The 19,737-nt window shown below is 37.6% G+C and carries 18 protein-coding genes; 9 read left to right on the top strand and 9 right to left on the bottom strand.

What is annotated here, in order from left to right; translation table 11 throughout:
• Positions 1-45 precede the first annotated feature (45 nt).
• On the bottom strand, positions 46-1,221 hold the full coding sequence (locus ACY45D_RS03440) for a PQQ-dependent sugar dehydrogenase (RefSeq protein WP_463108450.1): 1,176 nt from the start codon (positions 1,219-1,221) through the stop codon (positions 46-48).
• Between the two features lie 345 nt (positions 1,222-1,566).
• On the bottom strand, positions 1,567-1,812 hold the full coding sequence (locus ACY45D_RS03435) for a hypothetical protein (protein ID WP_463108449.1): 246 nt from the start codon (positions 1,810-1,812) through the stop codon (positions 1,567-1,569).
• Between the two features lie 155 nt (positions 1,813-1,967).
• Between ACY45D_RS03435 and ACY45D_RS03430 the strand changes: the two genes are divergently transcribed.
• From ACY45D_RS03430 to ACY45D_RS03420, 3 genes are all read left to right on the top strand, one after another.
• Positions 1,968-2,291 (top strand): low molecular weight protein tyrosine phosphatase family protein, encoded by a 324-nt coding sequence (locus ACY45D_RS03430; RefSeq protein ID WP_463108448.1) that lies wholly within the window; start codon positions 1,968-1,970, stop codon positions 2,289-2,291.
• Between the two features lie 114 nt (positions 2,292-2,405).
• A complete protein-coding gene (locus ACY45D_RS03425) occupies positions 2,406-3,113 on the top strand; it encodes a DsbC family protein (RefSeq protein ID WP_463108447.1) in 708 nt (235 codons plus the stop codon).
• Between the two features lie 226 nt (positions 3,114-3,339).
• Positions 3,340-4,155 carry a tetratricopeptide repeat protein gene (locus ACY45D_RS03420; RefSeq protein WP_463108446.1) on the top strand — a complete coding sequence of 272 codons (816 nt, stop codon included), beginning with the start codon at positions 3,340-3,342 and terminating at the stop codon, positions 4,153-4,155.
• A gap of 53 nt (positions 4,156-4,208) precedes the next feature.
• Here ACY45D_RS03420 and ACY45D_RS03415 read toward each other — a convergent pair whose 3' ends face one another.
• From ACY45D_RS03415 to ACY45D_RS03405, 3 genes are all read right to left on the bottom strand, one after another.
• Positions 4,209-5,132 (bottom strand): AEC family transporter, encoded by a 924-nt coding sequence (locus ACY45D_RS03415; protein ID WP_463108445.1) that lies wholly within the window; start codon positions 5,130-5,132, stop codon positions 4,209-4,211.
• Positions 5,133-5,237: 105 nt separating this feature from the next.
• Positions 5,238-6,377, bottom strand: a complete 1,140-nt coding sequence (locus ACY45D_RS03410) for an NADH:flavin oxidoreductase/NADH oxidase (RefSeq protein ID WP_463109418.1) — start codon at positions 6,375-6,377, stop codon at positions 5,238-5,240.
• A gap of 71 nt (positions 6,378-6,448) precedes the next feature.
• Complete coding sequence (locus tag ACY45D_RS03405) at positions 6,449-8,581, bottom strand: TonB-dependent receptor domain-containing protein (RefSeq protein ID WP_463108444.1); 2,133 nt, start codon at positions 8,579-8,581, stop codon at positions 6,449-6,451.
• A 402-nt stretch (positions 8,582-8,983) separates the two neighbouring features.
• Between ACY45D_RS03405 and mutM the strand changes: the two genes are divergently transcribed.
• Together mutM and ACY45D_RS03395 are read left to right on the top strand one after the other, a co-directional pair.
• Positions 8,984-9,832: a bifunctional DNA-formamidopyrimidine glycosylase/DNA-(apurinic or apyrimidinic site) lyase gene (gene mutM, locus ACY45D_RS03400; RefSeq protein WP_463108443.1), complete on the top strand. Its 849-nt coding sequence runs from the start codon at positions 8,984-8,986 to the stop codon at positions 9,830-9,832.
• Entirely contained in the window at positions 9,829-10,113 is a 285-nt protein-coding gene (locus ACY45D_RS03395) for a peptidylprolyl isomerase (protein ID WP_463108442.1), read from the top strand. Before mutM ends, ACY45D_RS03395 begins: the two co-directional genes overlap by 4 nt.
• Positions 10,114-10,162: 49 nt before the next feature.
• Here ACY45D_RS03395 and ACY45D_RS03390 read toward each other — a convergent pair whose 3' ends face one another.
• The 3 genes from ACY45D_RS03390 to typA all read right to left on the bottom strand — a co-directional run bounded on the left by ACY45D_RS03390 (position 10,163) and on the right by typA (position 13,326).
• Positions 10,163-10,765, bottom strand: coding sequence for a hypothetical protein (locus ACY45D_RS03390; protein WP_463108441.1), 603 nt, complete (start codon positions 10,763-10,765; stop codon positions 10,163-10,165).
• 96 nt (positions 10,766-10,861) lie between these two features.
• The gene (mscL, locus tag ACY45D_RS03385) at positions 10,862-11,293 is read right to left on the bottom strand and encodes a large conductance mechanosensitive channel protein MscL (RefSeq protein WP_463108440.1); all 432 of its coding nucleotides are present in this window, start codon (positions 11,291-11,293) and stop codon (positions 10,862-10,864) included.
• Between the two features lie 194 nt (positions 11,294-11,487).
• The gene (gene typA / locus ACY45D_RS03380; RefSeq protein ID WP_463108439.1) at positions 11,488-13,326 is read right to left on the bottom strand and encodes a translational GTPase TypA; all 1,839 of its coding nucleotides are present in this window, start codon (positions 13,324-13,326) and stop codon (positions 11,488-11,490) included.
• A 174-nt stretch (positions 13,327-13,500) separates the two neighbouring features.
• On the opposite strand from typA, the gene ACY45D_RS03375 reads away from it, so the two are divergent.
• The 4 genes from ACY45D_RS03375 (at position 13,501) to ACY45D_RS03360 (ending at position 19,068) form a co-directional block, all read left to right on the top strand.
• On the top strand, positions 13,501-14,874 hold the full coding sequence (locus ACY45D_RS03375) for a uracil-xanthine permease family protein (RefSeq protein ID WP_463108438.1): 1,374 nt from the start codon (positions 13,501-13,503) through the stop codon (positions 14,872-14,874).
• 71 nt (positions 14,875-14,945) lie between these two features.
• Entirely contained in the window at positions 14,946-15,983 is a 1,038-nt protein-coding gene (locus ACY45D_RS03370) for a methyltransferase (protein WP_463108437.1), read from the top strand.
• Positions 15,980-17,443 (top strand): amino acid permease, encoded by a 1,464-nt coding sequence (locus tag ACY45D_RS03365; protein ID WP_463108436.1) that lies wholly within the window; start codon positions 15,980-15,982, stop codon positions 17,441-17,443. Before ACY45D_RS03370 ends, ACY45D_RS03365 begins: the two co-directional genes overlap by 4 nt.
• A 419-nt stretch (positions 17,444-17,862) precedes the next feature.
• Positions 17,863-19,068, top strand: a complete 1,206-nt coding sequence (locus ACY45D_RS03360; RefSeq protein WP_463108435.1) for an RtcB family protein — start codon at positions 17,863-17,865, stop codon at positions 19,066-19,068.
• Positions 19,069-19,166: 98 nt separating this feature from the next.
• Here the strand turns inward: ACY45D_RS03360 and ACY45D_RS03355 are convergent, their stop codons facing one another.
• A complete protein-coding gene (locus ACY45D_RS03355) occupies positions 19,167-19,697 on the bottom strand; it encodes a cysteine peptidase family C39 domain-containing protein (protein ID WP_463108434.1) in 531 nt (176 codons plus the stop codon).
• Positions 19,698-19,737 lie beyond the last annotated feature (40 nt).

Below are 19,737 nucleotides of genomic sequence, written 5' to 3'. Positions count from 1 at the left end.
TATGAACTCATTAATTAGCCAAAGTTCAAAACTTTGGCTTTTTTATTATCTCCGCCTCACAAAATAAACCACACCACCCTTATCATCTGAAAAATAAAAGGAATTTGCATCTATACGGTAAATATCCGCAGGTCGACCATTCACCTTATTCCCCACTAAAAAACCATCCATAAATGTCTGTAATTTTTGTCCTTTACGCATAATCACAATTTTATAACCATGACCAATTGTGGCATCCGTAGAACCATGCAAAGCAACTAAAAAAGAATTTTTAATCGTGTCATCTGTGTTTGGATCGTCAAAATAGTCAAAGCCAAGCGCAGATGAATGCGATGGGAAATAGGCATAAGGAGACGGTACATTTTTACAGCCTGTTGGTCGTCTAAATTTAGAGTCCACAAACACTTTACCATTCGACGAATAACAAGATGGCCAGCCATAATCCATATCACGTTTGAGTGCATAAAAAGTTTCATCAGGCTTATTTTTACCCAAATGATCTGAACCTTGATTGGTGGCAAATAAAAACTTACCCACCCATCTTAAACCGACTGCATTGCGTAAACCTGTGGCATAAATCTTTTGTTCCGAACCATCGGGATTCATTTCTAAAACTGTCGCTCTAACCTTCTCTTTCTCCACGCAAGCATTGCAACTTGAGCCAACTGAAACATAAATTTTCCCGTTTCCACCCACTGCAATAGTTCGTGTTAGATGCCAACCCCCATATTTATAACTTAAACCATAATCAGGAAAAGTCGCTAAAACTTCAGCTTTTGCCGTGGGTTTAATTTCATCTTGAGTGAATTTTCGTCGAGTAAGCTGATGAGTTTCAGCTAGATACAACCAATCTTGTCCAGAAGAATCGGTATAAAATTGAACTGAATTTGGATTCTTCAAACCCTTCATATAAGGAATGATTTTGCCGAATTTCCCAGTTTCAGCATTCCATTCATCCAAAATATAAACGACACCTTTTTCATTGTCGGACAAATCGTGCATATCCGTTACAAACATCCTACCATCGGGCGCTTTGCTAAAAAAACGAACTCGTTTTAAACCTTCAGCCGCTGGAATGATTTCGTAATTTGCTGGAAGATTTAAAGAAAAACGCTTCCCATTTTTTAAGTTGATTTGATGAGGAACAAGCTTTGGCTGTTGGGCTAAAACTGCCATTGGGCAAATTAAGTATATGAATAAGATTGAGAATATTTTCATCATTTTAGATCGGTCTCGATTCATCTTATGAATAACAACTTATTTTTTATATTATATAACTTGAATGACGAGTACATAGTCAAATGCTTTTGCTCGCAAAGCAGGTAGGCTTTCTAGATACAAACTTTTTTTTATATTCATTTTTAGCCCAACCACTGCAAACGCCTTTACAGTGGGTGATGACATTTACACTTATTCTGTGAGTACAAACAGTTACAACACAAAAAGAATCACTATAGAAATTCAGAATTACTTTCAATACACGCAATACAAGAAAGATTCATTTAAGTACTTAAACTGTTTTTACAACTCGTTAACAACTCACTCATTTTCAATGAATATTAAACATCAAAACCCATGAAATAATTTATTCATGTCTTTACAAACATAGTCTTTAAAATGAAATGCACGTGCATGTTTTGCATCAAATTTTGCAGTCTGCCCGTCTTTTTCAAAAATATAAACACGATCATCTTTACTGACTAGAAATTCTGCACCAAGTTTCATTAATAACGCGTCAATTTTATCTTCATCGGCAATACTGTCATCTTGACTAATTTTGTCATAATTACGTTTAATGACTTTAATAAACATCAGTCTTCTCACAATTTCATTTAAGGGCAGATTTAACCAAAAGCTGAGCGAAAAGCAAATCTCTTTTCATCATTTTTGAGTAAACTTTGAGAATCTATTGTTTTTAATTGTTAGCAGTGAAATTCCCTAAAAAATCTAAATAGGAAAAGCATTGATTGAACATTCTTTTTATTTGTAGTCGTAACCAATGGCGTAGTCCCACTGCTGAACGAGTTTTTTCCGTAGGTTATGGTGGTGTCTCTACCCGTTCTGCTGGAACCAGTAAACATGCTAAACATACCATTTCTAGCAAAGATATTGCATGGGCAGATCTGATTTTTGTCATGGAACAAAAGCATAAACAAAATATCAAAGAGAAATTTCAAAACCAGTTACAACACAAGCAGGTTATTGTTTTGGATATTCCAGACGATTACCCATATATGGATGAAGAGCTGATTGAAATTTTAAAACAAAGCATGCATTCCTATTTGATTTGAAATAGTTCTCAACCAAACGCTACACTTGATAAAGTTGAGATAATTACATGATCTCAATATATTTTTAATCAGGATTTACGCAAAATAAGTTAGATTATTTTATTGAGTTCAATCATGAAAGCTTGGCTATCAACACTCACATTAAGCCTAATAACACTCAGTTCAGCGCATGCTGATATCAAAACACTTGAGCAGAATTTAAAAATTAAATATCCTGAAATTGCCGTAAAATCAGTAAATAACACCCCTGTTAAAGATATCTATGAGGTGTATATGGGTGGGCGCATTGTCTATACCAATGAAGATGCTCAATATTTCTTTGTCGGCAATTTGATTGATTTAAAACAACAACAAAATTTAACTGAAGCACGTGAACACGTTTTAAATCGTATCGATGTGAAAGCTTTGCCTTTAGAACAAGCCATTAAACATGTAAAAGGCAATGGTGAACGTGTCATTTACTTATTTAGCGACCCTGATTGTCCATATTGCCAACATCTTGAAAAAGAATTCAAAAATATAGACAACCTGACCGTTTATTTATTTTTATATCCAATTACTCGTTTACACCCCAATGCCGCAACTGTTGCCGATCAAATTTGGTGTGCTAAAGACCAATACCAAACTTGGCAAGACTATATGATTGATAAAAAACAACCTGCCAAAGTTAAAGCATGTAAAACGCCAATTGAAAAGAATATTCAACTTGCTAAAAAGCTTGAAATTGATGGCACACCGACATTTTTCTTAAAAGATGGTCGCCGTATTTCAGGATCGCTTGAATCAGGTGAAATTGAGTTATTATTAAAAGCGATGAAATAAAAATTTTCAGTTCTAATTGGTAGATTTAAAATTCGGATCTGCCTTTTCTAACTTAATATTTGATTAATTATTTCTATTTTATAAACAATTTAGACAGAAATACATCAACTTATACAATTGATATATTTACATTTACAATTTTCAATCTATGATAAAACACTGATTCAACAGTGTTCTAAACACAACAACGGAATGATGTTGAAATTAAAAAAGGTACTCAAACACAATGAAAAAAATTCTCTTAGCAACACTACTCAGCTTATCGGCTGCTACTGTATTTGCCGCAGATGCTCCAAAAAGTAATATAGATCCAGCATTTGCTAAAGCTCAAGAGCTTATTCAAGCTAAAAACTTTACTGCTGCGTACCAAGAATTGGATAAACTTGCAAAGACTGGAAATGGTCAAGCAATGTACAATCTTGGCTATTTGACTCAAACAGGTCAAGGTACTACAAAAGACGATAAAAAAGCCCTTAAATATTATCAGGACTCATCTGCTAAAGGTTATCCAGTAGCGAGTTATGTATTAGCCCAAAGCTATGCAACTGGACAATTGGGCTTAGCCAAAGATCCTAAAAAAGTTCGTGAATATTTAGAAAAAGCATCTTCACAAGGTTTTGATGATGCAACTGTTGAATTGGCTGTTTTATTATTTTCAGAAGGCAAACCCGCTTCTGACAAATTAGCGGTACAAAAACTTGACCCATTACTAAAGAAAGGCTTTCCACCAGCCATTCATGCCAAAGCGTTGTATGATATTACCGATGGTCTAAAGGCTAAAAATGCAGCTACAGTGAATCAAGGTTTAAAAGCCATCCAAGGCTTAGCTCAAAAAGGTTATATCCCTGCGCTCATGGCTGTTGCAAATATGATGACCAATGGCAATTTGATTAACCAAAACTTACCTGAAGCACAGAAGATTTTTGGCGAGTTGGCAAAGCAAAACGTCCCTAGAGCGAAAGAATCTTTAGAAGTTGTGAATAAGCTCATTGCAGAAAAAGCGAAGACTCCTGCGCCAGCAGCAGCGACACCTAAAAAGTAAATTTTTTCTTTCAAACTGCACACTATGTAAAATACTCTCTACTGAGAGTATTTTTACCACCACAACCCAATCAATACACTCACCACAATAAAACTAAAAACTGTACTGATCATAAGTGGTGTTAATGCTTTCTCATTTAAACCATAAATTTGCCCAAAGATACCAAATATAGACGGCATCGGTAGTGCAGCAATTAAAGTCCCCGCATAAATCATTTTTTGATCTAAGTCAGTGAAATAGGTTAATCCCAAATAGACCAGTATCGGCATGCATATATTTTTAGAAAAGACTAAATACAATGTCTGCTTATTTACAGATTGAATGGTCAGTCCAACCATTCCCCCACCAATGATAAACAGTGCCAATGGTGCGGCTGTTTGTCCCAACATTTCAAAAACCTGATCTAGACTGTGTGGAATCGGAACCTGAAAAATGGCACAGCTCATCCCAATCACAACCGATAAAAACAATGGATTTTTAAATAAGGTCAAAAAAGTGCTTTTTAAGATTTCAGTGAAATTTGGCTGATGCTGCCGTCCTATTTCCGCTAAAACCAATACAGCAGGAACGAGAAAAACACTCTCAATAATCACCACCAAAGAGATATAGATCATTGCTTGATTGCCCATAAGTAGGGTCAATATTGCTGCACCCAACAAACCCGTATTCGACATGGATGCTCCATGTGAAAAAATAGAAGCATGGGTAATGGTGTTAGAAAATACTTTTAATCCGATAATAAAAGACAGTGTAAATAAAAGTGCTGTAACACCTGCATATACGAAAAAATATGAGGGATACCAAATTTCTTGTAAGTTTTTAGATGCGAGTGCATGTAATAATAGTGCTGGCAAAGCAACTTTAATCACAAATGCACTGAGTGCAGTCATTTGTTCTTTGCTTAATAGCTGGATACGAACCGAGAAAAAACCCAAAAATAACAGGAAAAATACAGGAAAAATTACCGAAAAAATCATCCAATTACGCCCTTTCCTGAAGATGTAAAGAAAGATACACCTTAAAATATATCTTTCAAATACTTAAATATTTTTAATAAATCATTATTGTTGAATAGCAAAATATTAAAACGCTGCAAATAAATCTTTAACACCATGTGGCTGACAACGCAAATATTGTGGTGCTATTTGAACTTTTTCACCCAGTTTTGCAGCGGCATGCCACGGCCAACGTGGATCATAAAGTATTGCTCGAGCTAAACCAATTGCATCAGCTTCTTCATTTAGTAAAATCTGTTCGGCTTGTTCAGCCTCTGTAATCATACCCACAGTTATTACTGAAATATTCACCTGTTTTTTAATTGCATTTGCAAAAGGAACTTGGTAATTCTCACCTATTTTAATGTTTTGCTTTTCATGCAAGCCCCCTGAGGATACATGAATATAAGCAACACCAAGTTGCTCTAAAGCTTTAGATAATTCAACACTCGATTCGATATCCCAAGCACTTTCTGCTTCCATCCAATCCGTTGCTGAAACACGAATCCCTACTGGAAAATCATGTGGTACAACTTGCTGTATTGCTTGCACCACTTCTAAAGTAAAGCGAATACGATTTTCAAAACTGCCCCCATACTCATCCTGACGGTGATTCGATAATGGTGACATAAATTGATGTAGCAAATAACCATGCGCTGCATGCACTTCAATTAACGAAAAACCTGCTTCTACAGCACGGACTGCCGACGCTGCAAAGTCTTGTTGTATTTGCTTTATTTCAGCAATGCTTAATGCATGTGGTAAAACATCATTTGGATTAAACGCAATATGGCTGGCTGAAACTGTTTGCCATCCATGTTCAGACTCAGGTGCAATCTGACCTTTACCATGTTTAACTAACCACGGTTTTTCTGTAGATGCTTTACGTCCTGCATGTGCCAGTTGTATTGCAAAAGGCATCGGAGAAATCGTTTTCACCTTATTGATTAAAGCTTTAATCTGATCACGTTGTGTATCATTCCACAGCCCAAGATCCGCATAACTAATTCGACCATTTTTCTGCACGGCTGTTGCTTCCACAATGCATAAACCTGCACCTGATAAAGCATAATTTGCCCACTGCTGTTCATGCCAGTAGCTGACTTCACCTTGATCTGTTGCAGAGTATTGGCACATGGGTGCAATCACGATTTTATTCACAAGGGAAAGCGAACCAAATTGAATTTGCTCAAATAGTTTTGATTTTACAGACGATTGAACCGACATAGACATGAACACCTTCCCCTAATGGTTAAATAGGATGATTTGATTAAAGATAATTTAATTCAAAGTGACGATTAAAATTGCTTCGTGACACTCAGTCCTGCACTCCAATTTAGACCATCTGCGGGTTCAAAGAAACGGCCATTTCCATCATTTACAATCACTGAGCCCACATAATTTTGGTCAAATAAATTATCTATACGAGCAAAGCTACGGACTTTCCAGTCATTATTTTTCCAAATATAACCGACATTGACACTGCTTAAGGTATAACTTGGTGCGGCATCGCTATTCAAATCATCGACATAGATTTTATCCATATAACGTACATCTATACCTGCATTAAAGCCCGTTTCAGGCTGCCACCCTAAAGCAATATAAGCTTGGTTTTTTGCAATCCCAGGGATGTAATTTCCACTTTTAACCACTTTCTGCGGGTCTGAATTGGCAATATCTGCATCAAATGTTGCATCTAAGAAACTATAGCTGGCTTGTACAGTTAAGTCCTGCCATAGATTTTTATTCCACGATAATTCAATACCTTGGCGTAAAGTTTTTTCTGCATTTTTAAAAGTAGCACGACCATCAACAGATCCCGCAGAAACAATGTCATCTCGTGTATTGCTTTGGAAAACAGCAGCCGTGAAATCACCTAAACGATTCTGCGCTTTTAATCCTAACTCATAGTTATCACTGGTCGATGCTTTTAAAGCAAAGTTGATTCCTGCTGTGCCTTCAGCTGGATAGGCCATTTCTGTAAAAGTCGGTGTTTCAAAGCCTTTGGCATAACTGATATAGCTTGTTAAATCAGGTGTGATTTCCCATGTAAAAGCAGCAGATGGCAAAACTTTTTGATAATCTGTACTACCACTATCATCACCATTTGTACCTTTTATATAGTGGTCTTCAGATTGATAATGCACATTGCTATAACGCAGGCCTGTGTCCAATCGTACGGTTGGTAAAAATTGCCAAGAAGCTTGCAGATAAGGATCTAAATTCCATAAAGTATTCTTTTCATTACGGCGTAAATCACCTTTAACGCCATAATTGGGTTTATTATTTTCTAAAATAAAGTTCTCATAACCTTGACGATCTTCATTCATCGCATCGTAAGCTAAGCCAATGCTCAAACGCGTATTGGGCAATAAATCTTTACCTGTCCAACGTAGATCCGCACCATAATAATCACGTTCAAAATCAATCACACCACCCGCCTGACGTGGGTTATTCTGTGTTGACATTGGAATAGACTGATATTGTGTGACTTCACGATGACCTAAATAGATCATGCTATAAATTTCATTCTGATCATTAATTGGCTTCGTCCAATTAATACCTGTCTGTGTTTGGTTAATATCTTTACGAACATTAAATTGTTTTAAAAATGGCACTTGTTGTTGAGGATCTGCTTTCCATTGGGCACGTGTCAAACCTTGCGGATCATTGGCAGAAATATCAACATAATTCATTAACCAATTGATTTTAGAACCATCAGCTAAATTCCACGTCAATTTGGCATTACTTAAAACTTTTTGCGCATCGCTATGTTCACGATAACCATCGGTATCAAAATACGATGAGCTCACCACATAACTCGGTTCATTGGCTTTGTCTACACCGCCTTGTAAAACAATATCGGCACGGTTTTTATGATGACTACCGCCTGAATAACCAAGTTCGATAGAATCACGGCCTTGCCCTTCTTTGGTTGTGGTTAAAATTGTCCCACCTGAAGAATTTCCATAAAGCGAGGAAAATGGCCCACCGAGCACTTCTATATGATCTAAACTGCTTAAATCAATATTCGAAGTCTGACCTTGTCCATCTGGCATGGTTGCAGGAATACCATCGACATATAAACGAATCCCACGCACCCCAAATGTTGAACGTGCGCCAAAACCACGCATAGACAGTTGTAAGTCTTGCGCATAATTTTCACGATTATTCAGTTGTAAACCAGGAATCCCTTTCAGGGTTTCTGTGAGATTGATTCCTATATTATTTTGATTTTGAGCGTGATCTATACGATACACTGACGCAGGTGTATTCAAAAAACGGGTATCTGAACGTGTTGCTTCAACTTTAATTGTGGGTAAGAGCTGAACGGAATTTTGCGATTCCGTTTCAGCATATAAGTTTTGCACAACACATGCCGTTAAACAAAGTAGCGTCGTTCTAATTTTTAAATGAGTCACTCTTTGCATTGGCGGCTTCCTTTGGAATATTTAGAAAAATAACGTCCCTCCTAAATGACCAAAGCAATACCGACTTGACTTATTTATCAAGCGAACACATACGCTAAACCTTAAGTCAAAGCATGAATCATTTAGTAGGGTACTGAACTGTTTAGCTGAAGATTATACCCTGCATCAACGTTTTCAACTGTCTCAAATTTGTGCCATCAAATTAAGTTCTCCTTTTATATTCATTCTTTAGCAATCAGCCATCCTATTCACTGTAATGATGTTTTTATTTCTTAGATGAGCCTTCAAAAGACTAACCGCTTCTGTTCTCGACCAAAATAACTGACCATCAACCTTCTCGGCTTTATACCAGCACCATTCTCCAATACAATAAGCTCCAATGTTTTGTATTCTGATGATGACATGCCTGAACTTCCAGAAGTTGAAACAACAAAAACCAGTTTGTTGCCTTTGCTTAACCAAAAAGTTGTCGATATCCAAGTCAGGGAATCTCGCCTAAGATGGCCTATTCCTGAAGATATTCACAATTTAAAAGGGCAAATATTATTAAAACTCAGCCGTCGCTCAAAGTATATTTTGGCTGAGTTTGAAACACACAGTATGCTGTGGCACCTCGGTATGTCAGGTAGTTTTAGAATTTGCGAACCGCATGATGAACTGAGAAAGCACGACCACCTGATTATTCAATTTGAAGATATGGAATTGCGCTATCATGATCCACGCCGTTTTGGTTGTATCATTTGGCTCAATGAAGAAAGTCAAACCAAATTGATTGATACGCTTGGCCCAGAACCTTTAAGCGACTCATTTAATAAAGAATATTTAACCAATAAACTAAAAAATAAAAATGTCGGCATAAAAGTTGCAATCATGGATAACCATATTGTGGTTGGTGTGGGCAATATTTACGCTACAGAAAGTTTATTTAATTTAGGGATTCATCCAGCGCAGCCAGCTTCGACTTTATCCGCAGCGCAAATTCAAAAACTGGTTGTAGAAATTAAACGTATTTTGAAGCAAGCCATTGATTTAGGTGGCTCAACCTTAAAAGACTATAGCAATGCAATGGGTGAAAATGGTTATTTTCAACAAACCTTATTGGCCTATGGTCGTGCGGGTGAAATGTGTGTGAACTGCGAAACAACATTGGAAAACTTGAAGTTAGGACAGCGTGCAAGTGTGTTTTGTCCACAATGCCAACCTTTGAAAAAAGTGAACACTTCTCAAACTCAGCGAGGTAAATCTAAATGAAAACTGCAATTGTTCGTCATATTCTCGTCAAAGATAAAGGCTTGGCAGAACAACTTAAGAAGAAGATTTTAGATGGTGCTGATTTTTCAAAAGTTGCGAAACAGTATTCAACCTGTAATTCAGCCAAGCGTGGTGGTGAACTCGGTGAGGTCAAAAAGGGGCAATTGGTTCCTGTGATTGATAAACTGGTTTTTACAGCAGCAGAACATGTTTTGCATGGGCCTGTTAAAAGTCAGTTTGGTTTTCATCTACTTGAAATTAAATTCCGTATGGATTTTTAAACCAACTCTTTGATCATTTGTATCTATTCAAATGCGTTGAAAATACAGCTTAGTTTTCAGGCTGTTTTTCAACTTTATAATCTTCTACAAATTTTGAATACTGATCGATATAAGTTCTGAACATTTCCGCACGTGTGGTGAAGTAAAACACCTCATTACCATTATGTACAATGGTTTCAGGTGATTTACCATTACAAAAACCGTTGTCTGATTCGACTGCTGTTTTTAAGCTGAGAAAATTCTTTTCCGCCTGCTGCGCATCTTCAAAAGCAAAAACCAATAAACTAAAATCTGGACGTACTTGGTTCTGACCAATTTTTACCAGACTCTCTGCTCTATATGAGCGTATGCCATCCCCTTTGACCTGAATAATTTTATTGTTGGTACAATCATTTTCAGACCAAGATCGACCACTTTCTTTCTCAACAAATTCAAATTGATCTTTTAACAATTGGGTTTGCAATGCCACCAATAAAGCATCATTTCCATCAATTGATTTTGCCTCAATCACCTCAAAAGTGGTTTTTTCATTGGGCATATCTGCGAAACTTAAATTCTTAGTTTTATTTTGAATATCATTTTGATTGTTTTGCTGTTCTGAACAACTGATGAGCCCAAAAACCATCATGAATATGATTAAACGTTTTGTCATTATGATATTCCCATCATCCTTTAAACATGATCATAAACGATTCATAAAAAAAACGGCACTGAAAAGTGCCGTTTAATCATGATTATTTATCCATCATTAAGCTTGTGGACGTTTTTTGAGTTCGTCACGAATTTCACGTAATAATTCAATATCTTCTGGAGTTGCTGCTGGTGCTTCTTCCACTGGTTTGCGAATTTTATTTAAGAATTTAACCAGTAAGAATACAACCCACATTAAAATCAGGAAGTTCAATACAATCGTGATGAAGTTACCATAAGTTAAAACGTTCACACCTGCTTTAGTGAGCTCATCCAATGAAGTCAGGTTACTCGGGTTATCGCCAAGTACAATAAACTTCTGAGTAAAATCAACTCCCCCACCAGTAATCACAGAAATTAATGGCATGATGATATCTTTGACTAAAGAATCAATAATTTTGTTAAAAGCGCCACCGATGATTACACCAATAGCCAAGTCCATCATATTGCCTTTGACAGCAAATTCTTTGAATTCTGAAATAATGCTCATTTGTATCTCCACGCGCTCTTTTTGCGTAATTTTTATGTGACGAAGTATACATTAAAATTTAATATATATTTCCACCTAATTTACTCGGTTTTTATAATTTTCCTATATTTTTTTACAATTTATACAAAAAAACCGCAACTCTCTGACGAATTGCGGTTTTTTCTAGAAATTCTTCAAATTTCTATCTGAAACGATTACATACCACGTGCAGCACGTTTACGATCATTTTCAGTTAAGAATTTTTTACGAATACGAACTGATTTAGGTGTAACTTCAACTAATTCATCATCTTCAATAAATTCTAAAGCTTGTTCAAGCGTGAATTTAATTGCAGGTGTCAATGTTAAAGCTTCATCTGTACCAGATGCACGCATGTTTGTTAACTGTTTCGCTTTCGTTGGGTTCACAGTCATGTCGTCTGAACGTGAGTTCATACCAACAATCATCCCCTCATACACTTCTAACTGTGGTTCAGCAAATAGACGACCACGATCTTGTAGAGTGAATAGAGCGAAAGCTAAACATGTACCATTAACCATTGATACAAGTACACCGTTTTGACGCTTCGCAACAGCACCTTGTTTAGCAGGACCATAATGCGAGAAGCTTGAAGTCATAATACCAGTACCAGAAGTAATAGTTAAGAATTCAGAACGGAAACCAATCAAGCCACGTGAAGGTACAGTTGCTTCAATACGCATACGACCTTTACCGTCGACTTCCATATTGGTTAACTCACCTTTACGGTTACCCATTTGTTCCATTACAGAACCTTGGTGTTGTTCTTCAACGTCAAAAGTTACGTTTTCGTATGGCTCTTGAGTTTCACCATCAACTTCTTTCATGATCACTTGCGGACGAGATACACCCATCTCGAAGCCTTCACGACGCATTGTTTCGATCAATACAGAAAGATGAAGTTCACCACGACCAGAAACTTTGAAACGGTCTGGACTGTCAGTGTCTTCAACACGTAATGCGACGTTATGGATCAATTCACGATCTAAACGCTCACGAATATTACGTGAAGTCACGAATTTACCTTCTTTACCAGCAAACGGAGAGTTGTTTACTTGGAAAGTCATCGAAACTGTAGGTTCATCTACAGACAATGCAGGTAAAGCTTCAACATTTTTAGGATCACAAATGGTGTCAGAAATGTTCAATGCATCTAAACCTGTGATACATACGATATCACCCGCTTGTGCAGAATCAACATCAACACGCTCTAAACCGTGGTAACCCATGATTTTTAAGATACGACCGTTACGTGTCTTACCATCTTTATCAATCACTGTTACTGGGGTATTTGTTTTTACTGAACCACGTTGAATACGACCAACCCCGATTACACCGACGAAACTATTATAGTCAAGTGATGAAATTTGCATTTGGAATGGACCATCAGCATCAACTGCAGGTGGTTCAACGATGTCTACGATTGTTTGAAACAACGGCGTCATATCTTCAGCTAATTCTTCTGGAGAAGGACCAGCAACACCACGTAAGCCTGATGCATAAACAACTGGGAAGTCTAACTGTTCGTCAGTACCACCAAGGTTATCAAACAAATCAAATACTTGATCAATTACCCAATCTGGACGAGCACTTGGCTTATCGACTTTGTTAATGATCACGATTGGTTTCAAACCACGTGCGAACGCTTTTTGCGTTACGAAACGAGTTTGTGGCATTGGACCTTCTTGTGAATCTACAAGAAGAAGTACACAGTCAACCATGGACATAACACGTTCAACTTCACCACCGAAGTCAGCATGCCCTGGGGTGTCAACAATGTTAATACGGTATTCAGTGTCAGTACGTTTGTCTAACCATTTAATTGCAGTGTTTTTTGCAAGAATGGTAATACCACGCTCAGATTCCAACGCATTCGAATCCATGACACGCTCGATCTCACCCGCGCGATCACCGAGAGCACCAGATTGTTGCAGAAGTTTGTCTACCAGAGTGGTTTTACCATGATCGACGTGCGCAATGATGGCAATGTTACGGAGAGTTTTAATATCAGACATGTAAATTCGATACGCTTTAAATTTGAGGGCAAATTATACAGAAAAATCTTAACTTTTAGTAGTGACAGTTTATTGACAGTTACAAGTTTTTTTCACAAGGACCTGTTTTTTGTTTTGTAATGGCATGTAAAGCGATTAGAATAGCGCCATCTTGCTGCTTCTCCCATTGTGGTCATGTCTGATTTTAATACCCCTCCCAAACAAACTCAGGGTCAAATCGACCTTGTTTATGGTCTAAATGATCGTCCAAAACCACTTATCGCTTTTTTTGCGGCCTTACAACATTTATTAGCGATTATTGTTCCAATTGTAACACCTGGTTTACTAATCTGTTTAGCTTTAGGTGTTTCGCCACAAGATACCAACATGATTCTTTCCATGTCATTGGTGATTTCAGGTGTCGCAACTTATTTACAATGTAAAAAAATTGGGCCATTTGGTGCAGGCTTACTGATTGTTCAGGGCACCAGTTTTAACTTTATTGGTCCGATGATCGGTATTGGTTCTGCCATGGTTGCCGCAGGTACACCTGTTGAAGCTGTGATGGCTTCTATTTTCGGTGTAGTGATTGCAGGATCATTTATTGAAATGGGTGTATCTCGCATTTTGCCTTGGGTTAAAAAGCTGATCACACCATTGGTGACGGGTATTGTTGTACTGTTGATTGGTTTGACCTTAATTAAAGAAGGCCTCATCAGCATGGGTGGTGGTTATCAAGCCATGTCTGACAAAACTTTTGCCAGTGCTGATAATCTCATTATGTCATGTACTGTACTTGCAATTATTATCCTACTGAATCGTATAAAAGTTGTTTGGGTAAAAAGCTCAGCCATTTTAATTGCCTTAGTCGTTGGTTATATTCTTGCAGGCTTTATGGGGTATTTAAACTTTTCAGGTTTAAAAGACGCACCTCTCATTCAAATCCCATCACCGATGCATTTTGGAATTAGCTTCTCTTGGAGTTTATTTATTCCAATGGCATTTATTTACCTTGTAACCTCTTTAGAGGCCATTGGTGATGTGACAGCGACGTCTAAAATTTCTAATCAGCCTGTTGATGGTCCAGTTTGGATGGAACGTATCAAAGGTGGTGTTTTGGTCAATGGTGCAAATTCTTTCTTAGCAGGTATTTTCAATACCTTTCCAAGCTCTGTATTTGCACAAAATAATGGTGTTATTCAACTTACAGGTGTAGCTAGTCGCTACGTCGGTATTTGGATCGCAGTCTTATTGGTGATTCTTGGTTTATTCCCAGCTGTTGCAGGTGTTATTCAAGCCGTACCTCAAGCTGTGCTTGGTGGTGCCGTAATGGTCATGTTTGGTGCTGTTGCTGCTTCTGGAATTAATATTTTATCGGGAATTCAGTTAGATCGCCGTGCCCTTTTGATTATTGCAATTTCTTTAGGTCTAGGTTTAGGTGTTGCACAAGTTCCTCAAATTTTGGAACATTTACCAGAATTGGCACGTAATATTTTTGGTTCTGGTGTTGCAACAGGCGGTCTTGCCGCTTTGATTTTAAATTTAGTTTTACCTGAAACTAAAAAATAGTAAATCTATTCTTTATAATGCCCAGCTTAGACTGGGCATTATTGTTCAAATTTTTATGATGGATGGTGAATATGGAGCCAAGAAGTGAAGTTGTCATTCGACAGCATGACTATCTTTCTGGACGAGTTTTATTGGTCAATGCGCCAACGGATGATTTACTTTCAAATTTAGCTCATGACATCGAAGCAAGTATTTGGACGTGGAATTACAACGAATTTCAGTATTTTCAAAATCTAAAAGCCAATGTACATTTTGGTACAGATTTACCTGAGTCCAATTTTGACCAAGCTGTGATTTTTGTTCCTAAATCGAAAGAACTGCTCAATTATATTTTGCATAATTTGGTCAGCCGCTTGCCTGTCGGTGCATCTATTTTCCTCGTGGGAGAAAAGAAAGGTGGCGTTGAGCGTGCTGCAAAACAGTTACAAGCTTATGGACAAACCACGAAATTAGACAGCGCTCGTCATTGTCAAATGTGGCAGCTCACGACCAATACTGCGGTTGTAGCAAAACCATTAGCGCAATGGGCTCAACATTATAATGTTGCTACACCTGCTGGTGAACTGACGATTTGCTCTCTCCCAGGCGTATTTAGCCAAAACCATTTGGATATTGGTACAGCTGTTTTACTGCCGTATTTAAAACAAGTGACGTCTGGAAAAATTGCCGACTTTGGTTGCGGTGCTGGGGTAATCAGTGCTTATTTGTCCAAGTTAAATCCTAAAAATCGTATTTTTGCTTTAGATGTCGATGCTTTTGCATTAGCGTCGACTCAAATGACATTTGAAAAAAATAACTTACCATTAGAACAACTTGAAGTTAAAGCAGTTACAGGCATCGAAGATGCACCTTTATTTTTACATGCGATAGTCAGCAATCCTCCATTTCACCAAGGTATACAGACCGATTATAATGCCAGTGAAACTTTGTGTAAGACTGCACGACGCCATTTAAAATCTGGTGGTGAATTATGGATTGTAGCTAACCGCTTCCTCAATTACCCATTACTCATTGAGCAAAGCTTTAGTCAATGTACGACTAAGACCGATCAACAAGGCTTTAAAGTGCTGTTCGCCAACACTCAAAAAAATCTTAAGGAAGAACGATGAGCGAAACAGGTCATCCAGAGCTCAAGCGCAAGCTTGGGGCTCGACATTTAAATATGATCGCCATCGGCGGTTCTATCGGTACAGGATTATTCCTTGCCTCAGGTCAAACTATTGCGACTGCTGGCCCAGGTGGTGCATTACTCGCTTATGCATTGATTGGAATCATGATTTACTTCTTGATGACCAGTTTAGGTGAGTTAGCAACGCACAATCCGACATCAGGCGCATTTTTCACATATGGCAATAAGTATGTTGAAGAAGGCTTTGGTTTCGCACTTGGTTGGAATTATTGGTATAACTGGGCAATTACCGTAGCATTTGAACTGGTTGCCGTCCAATTCATCATGAAGTTTTGGTTTCCAGATATTCCTGGTTTTTGGTGGAGTGCCTTATTCCTTGCTATTATTTTCTTTATCAATGCTTTAACAGTAAAAGGCTTTGGTGAAAGTGAGTTTTTATTCTCATTGGTCAAAGTTGTTGCGATCATCTTCTTTATCGCCATTGGTTTATTCATGATTGGAAAAATCATGCTTGATCCAACTCAATCTGTAACGACAAACTGGACCCTTGGTGAAGCACCTTTTGTGGGTGGTTTCCAAGCTTTGGTCGGTGTAGCCATGATTGCAGGATTCTCATTCCAAGGTACTGAAATGGTTGGGGTTGCTGCGGGTGAATCGAAAGATCCGAAAAAGACTATTCCAATTGCGATTAAACAAATCTTCTGGCGTATCCTTTTATTCTATATCTTGTGTATTTTCATCATTGGTACATTGATTGCCTACACAGACCCAAATCTTGCTTTAGCTGCTGAAGGTGACGGTAATATTACCCTTTCACCATTTACCCTGTTGTATGAAAAAGCAGGTTTAGCATTTGCTGCAGGTTTAATGAATGCTGTGATTTTAACTGCGATTCTTTCAGCAGGTAATTCAGGTATGTATTCGTCTACACGTATGCTATTTGGTATGGCACGTGAAGGTCGTGCACCAAAATGCTTTGGTAAATTAGATATTCGTGGCGTTCCAATGAATGCTTTGTATGCAACCACTGCAATTGCAGCACTTTGTTTCTTAACCACATTTATTGGTGAGAACCAAGTATTTACTTGGCTATTGAATATGTCAGGTATGTGCGGCTTTATCGTTTGGTTGGGTATTGCTATTTCACATTATCGCTTCCGTAAAGGCTATTTAGCTCAAGGTTACAAGCTTGAAGATTTAGCTTACCGTGCCAAATTCTTCCCATTTGCACCTTGGTTTGCTTTCATCTTATGTACGATTGTTGTACTTGGTCAAAATTACCAAGCTGTATTGGATGGTGATTGGATGAGTGCGATCTCGACCTATATCAGTATTCCATTGTTCCTTGCAATTTGGTTAGGCTACAAATGGAAGCATCGTAGTAAGCTTATTTCCTACAAAGAAATGGATGTACAACCATTTGACATTGATAAAGAATAATATTCTAACTCATTGAATTAAAGCAGCTTCCGAGCTGCTTTTTTCATTGCATCTAGACGTCATAAAATTTAAGAATAAATAACCTCACTTTAAAATGATTTTTAAAATCAATTGACAAAATTATTTTTATTTATAGAATAGCCGCCATTGGTTCATTTCCAACCAAAAGATTTTCATTAACCGTGGTTTAACCAAACCCAAAATATAAGGAGTACGACATGCCGAAACAAGAGAGAAATTTTAAATAAGATTAAGCAGTCGTCTACTCACGGGCACTGAGTTAATCCCAAGTGTCCGAATGTCAGTTTCAACCTAGCATTCGCTAGGTTTTTTATGGTCTAAAATTTGAATCTAGTCTTCAAATGAAGCCCTTTTAAAACAAGATCGGACAATAAAAATAATTTGCTTAGAGAAAGAAAATGAGCATACAAATGATTTTAAACGCCAAAGCAGAATATGGCGTTCCAGTAAAAATTTATACTCAAGATGTGGATGAAGAAAGCTTAACTCAATTGCGTAAAATGGCACAATTGCAATTTATTCACTCACATATTGCGGTCATGCCTGATGTACATTTAGGCAAAGGCGCAACTGTAGGTAGTGTGATTCCGACTAAAAATGCCATTATCCCTGCTGCTGTAGGCGTAGATATTGGTTGTGGGATGAATGCTTTACGACTGAGTTTAAAAGCGGGGCAATTACCTGATAATTTAAGCGCTTTACGTAATGCGATTGAAAGAAAAGTACCTGTTGGTTTTGAAATGCACAAACTCGCCAAAGCCAAGGCCTCTACGCTTTCGCCCTTAGATAAAAAGCTAAAATTAATCACAGATAAGCATCCTGCTTTAAAACGTATGCTTCGTAGCTTTGATTCAACATGGCAAAAACAACTGGGCACATTAGGTGGTGGTAACCACTTTATTGAACTTTGCATCGATGAAAATGATGATATTTGGGTAATGCTGCATTCTGGTAGTCGTGGTTTAGGTAATGTCATTGGTACATATTTTATAGAGCGTGCTAAAAAAGAAGCACAGCATCGTTTTGGACATGTGCCAGATAAGGATTTAAGTTACTTTGCTGAAGGCTCAACCAATTTCGATGATTATGTTGAAGCCGTAGAATGGGCACAAGAATATGCTTTTGAAAATAGGCGAGAAATGATGCGTTTGATTTTAGAAGCCATTCGCCCTCTACTACCCAACTTTCAAATGACCAAAGAAGCGATCAATTGTCATCACAATTATGTACAAAAGGAGCTTCATTTTGGTGAAGAAGTTTTTGTAACACGTAAAGGTGCAATTCGTGCAGGACTTGATGAATATGGCATTATCCCTGGCTCAATGGGTGCGCAATCCTTTATCGTCAAAGGCAAAGGAAATCCTGAATCTTTTTGCTCATGTTCACATGGTGCAGGTAGAAAAATGAGTCGCACCAAAGCCAAGAACCTATTTAATCAACAAGACCTCATTGCGCAAACTCAAGGTATTGAGTGTCGTAAAGACAAAGGTGTTGTTGATGAAATACCGAGTGCGTATAAAGATATTCATCAAGTTATGGCGAATCAAAGCGATCTGATTGAAGTCGTACATACCCTGAAACAAGTACTTTGTATCAAAGGTTAATTTTCAAACCCTTTTCAAAGTCTTAAACGTATAACTTTGATAATATCCATTCAACACTACCTCAGTAAATCTCGATTTACTGAGGTAGTTCATCAAAATCAGCTATATCGAATAGGTGCTTGATAATCACCAATGATAATGACCTGCTGACAAATTCCCTCGGCGCGACGCTGTTGCTCAAAAATTGCTGCTGGCATTGCATCAAAGCTATCAAAAAAACAAATTTCCTTTTCATCCATTGAATAGACCAATGAATGATTGCCAACCCCATCTAAAGTATCATAATAGACAATTGCAAAATGTCCTTGTGATACTGCCTTTTGGATATCCTGATAAGCCAAGGTTTGATGTATTGGAATGTTTAAAGCCTTTGCTTCAGCATAACAACTGGTCTCTTTTTCATGGATATCTGGATCATCATCCGTATAAAACATGATATCAAAGCCCAACTTTTTTAATCCAAGTGCTAAACCTATGCTGAAAGTTCCATCCTCTTGATCATAGTTGCAAAGCTTAGTAAGCTGATCGATCTCAATATGGATTGAATAATGTTGTAACACGACCCACACTGCAAATATTCCACAGTTCGCTTCAAGATCAATCAGTTGTTTAGGAAGTTGCAAACTCATGAATTTTCAAACTAAAACCAAGTACAAAGATCATTCATTA

The sequence above is a fragment of the Acinetobacter sp. BZX-2 genome, assembly GCF_055179795.1.
Note: the sequence above shows the minus strand (reverse complement) of the source record. Positions and strands in the feature narration are given on the sequence as shown.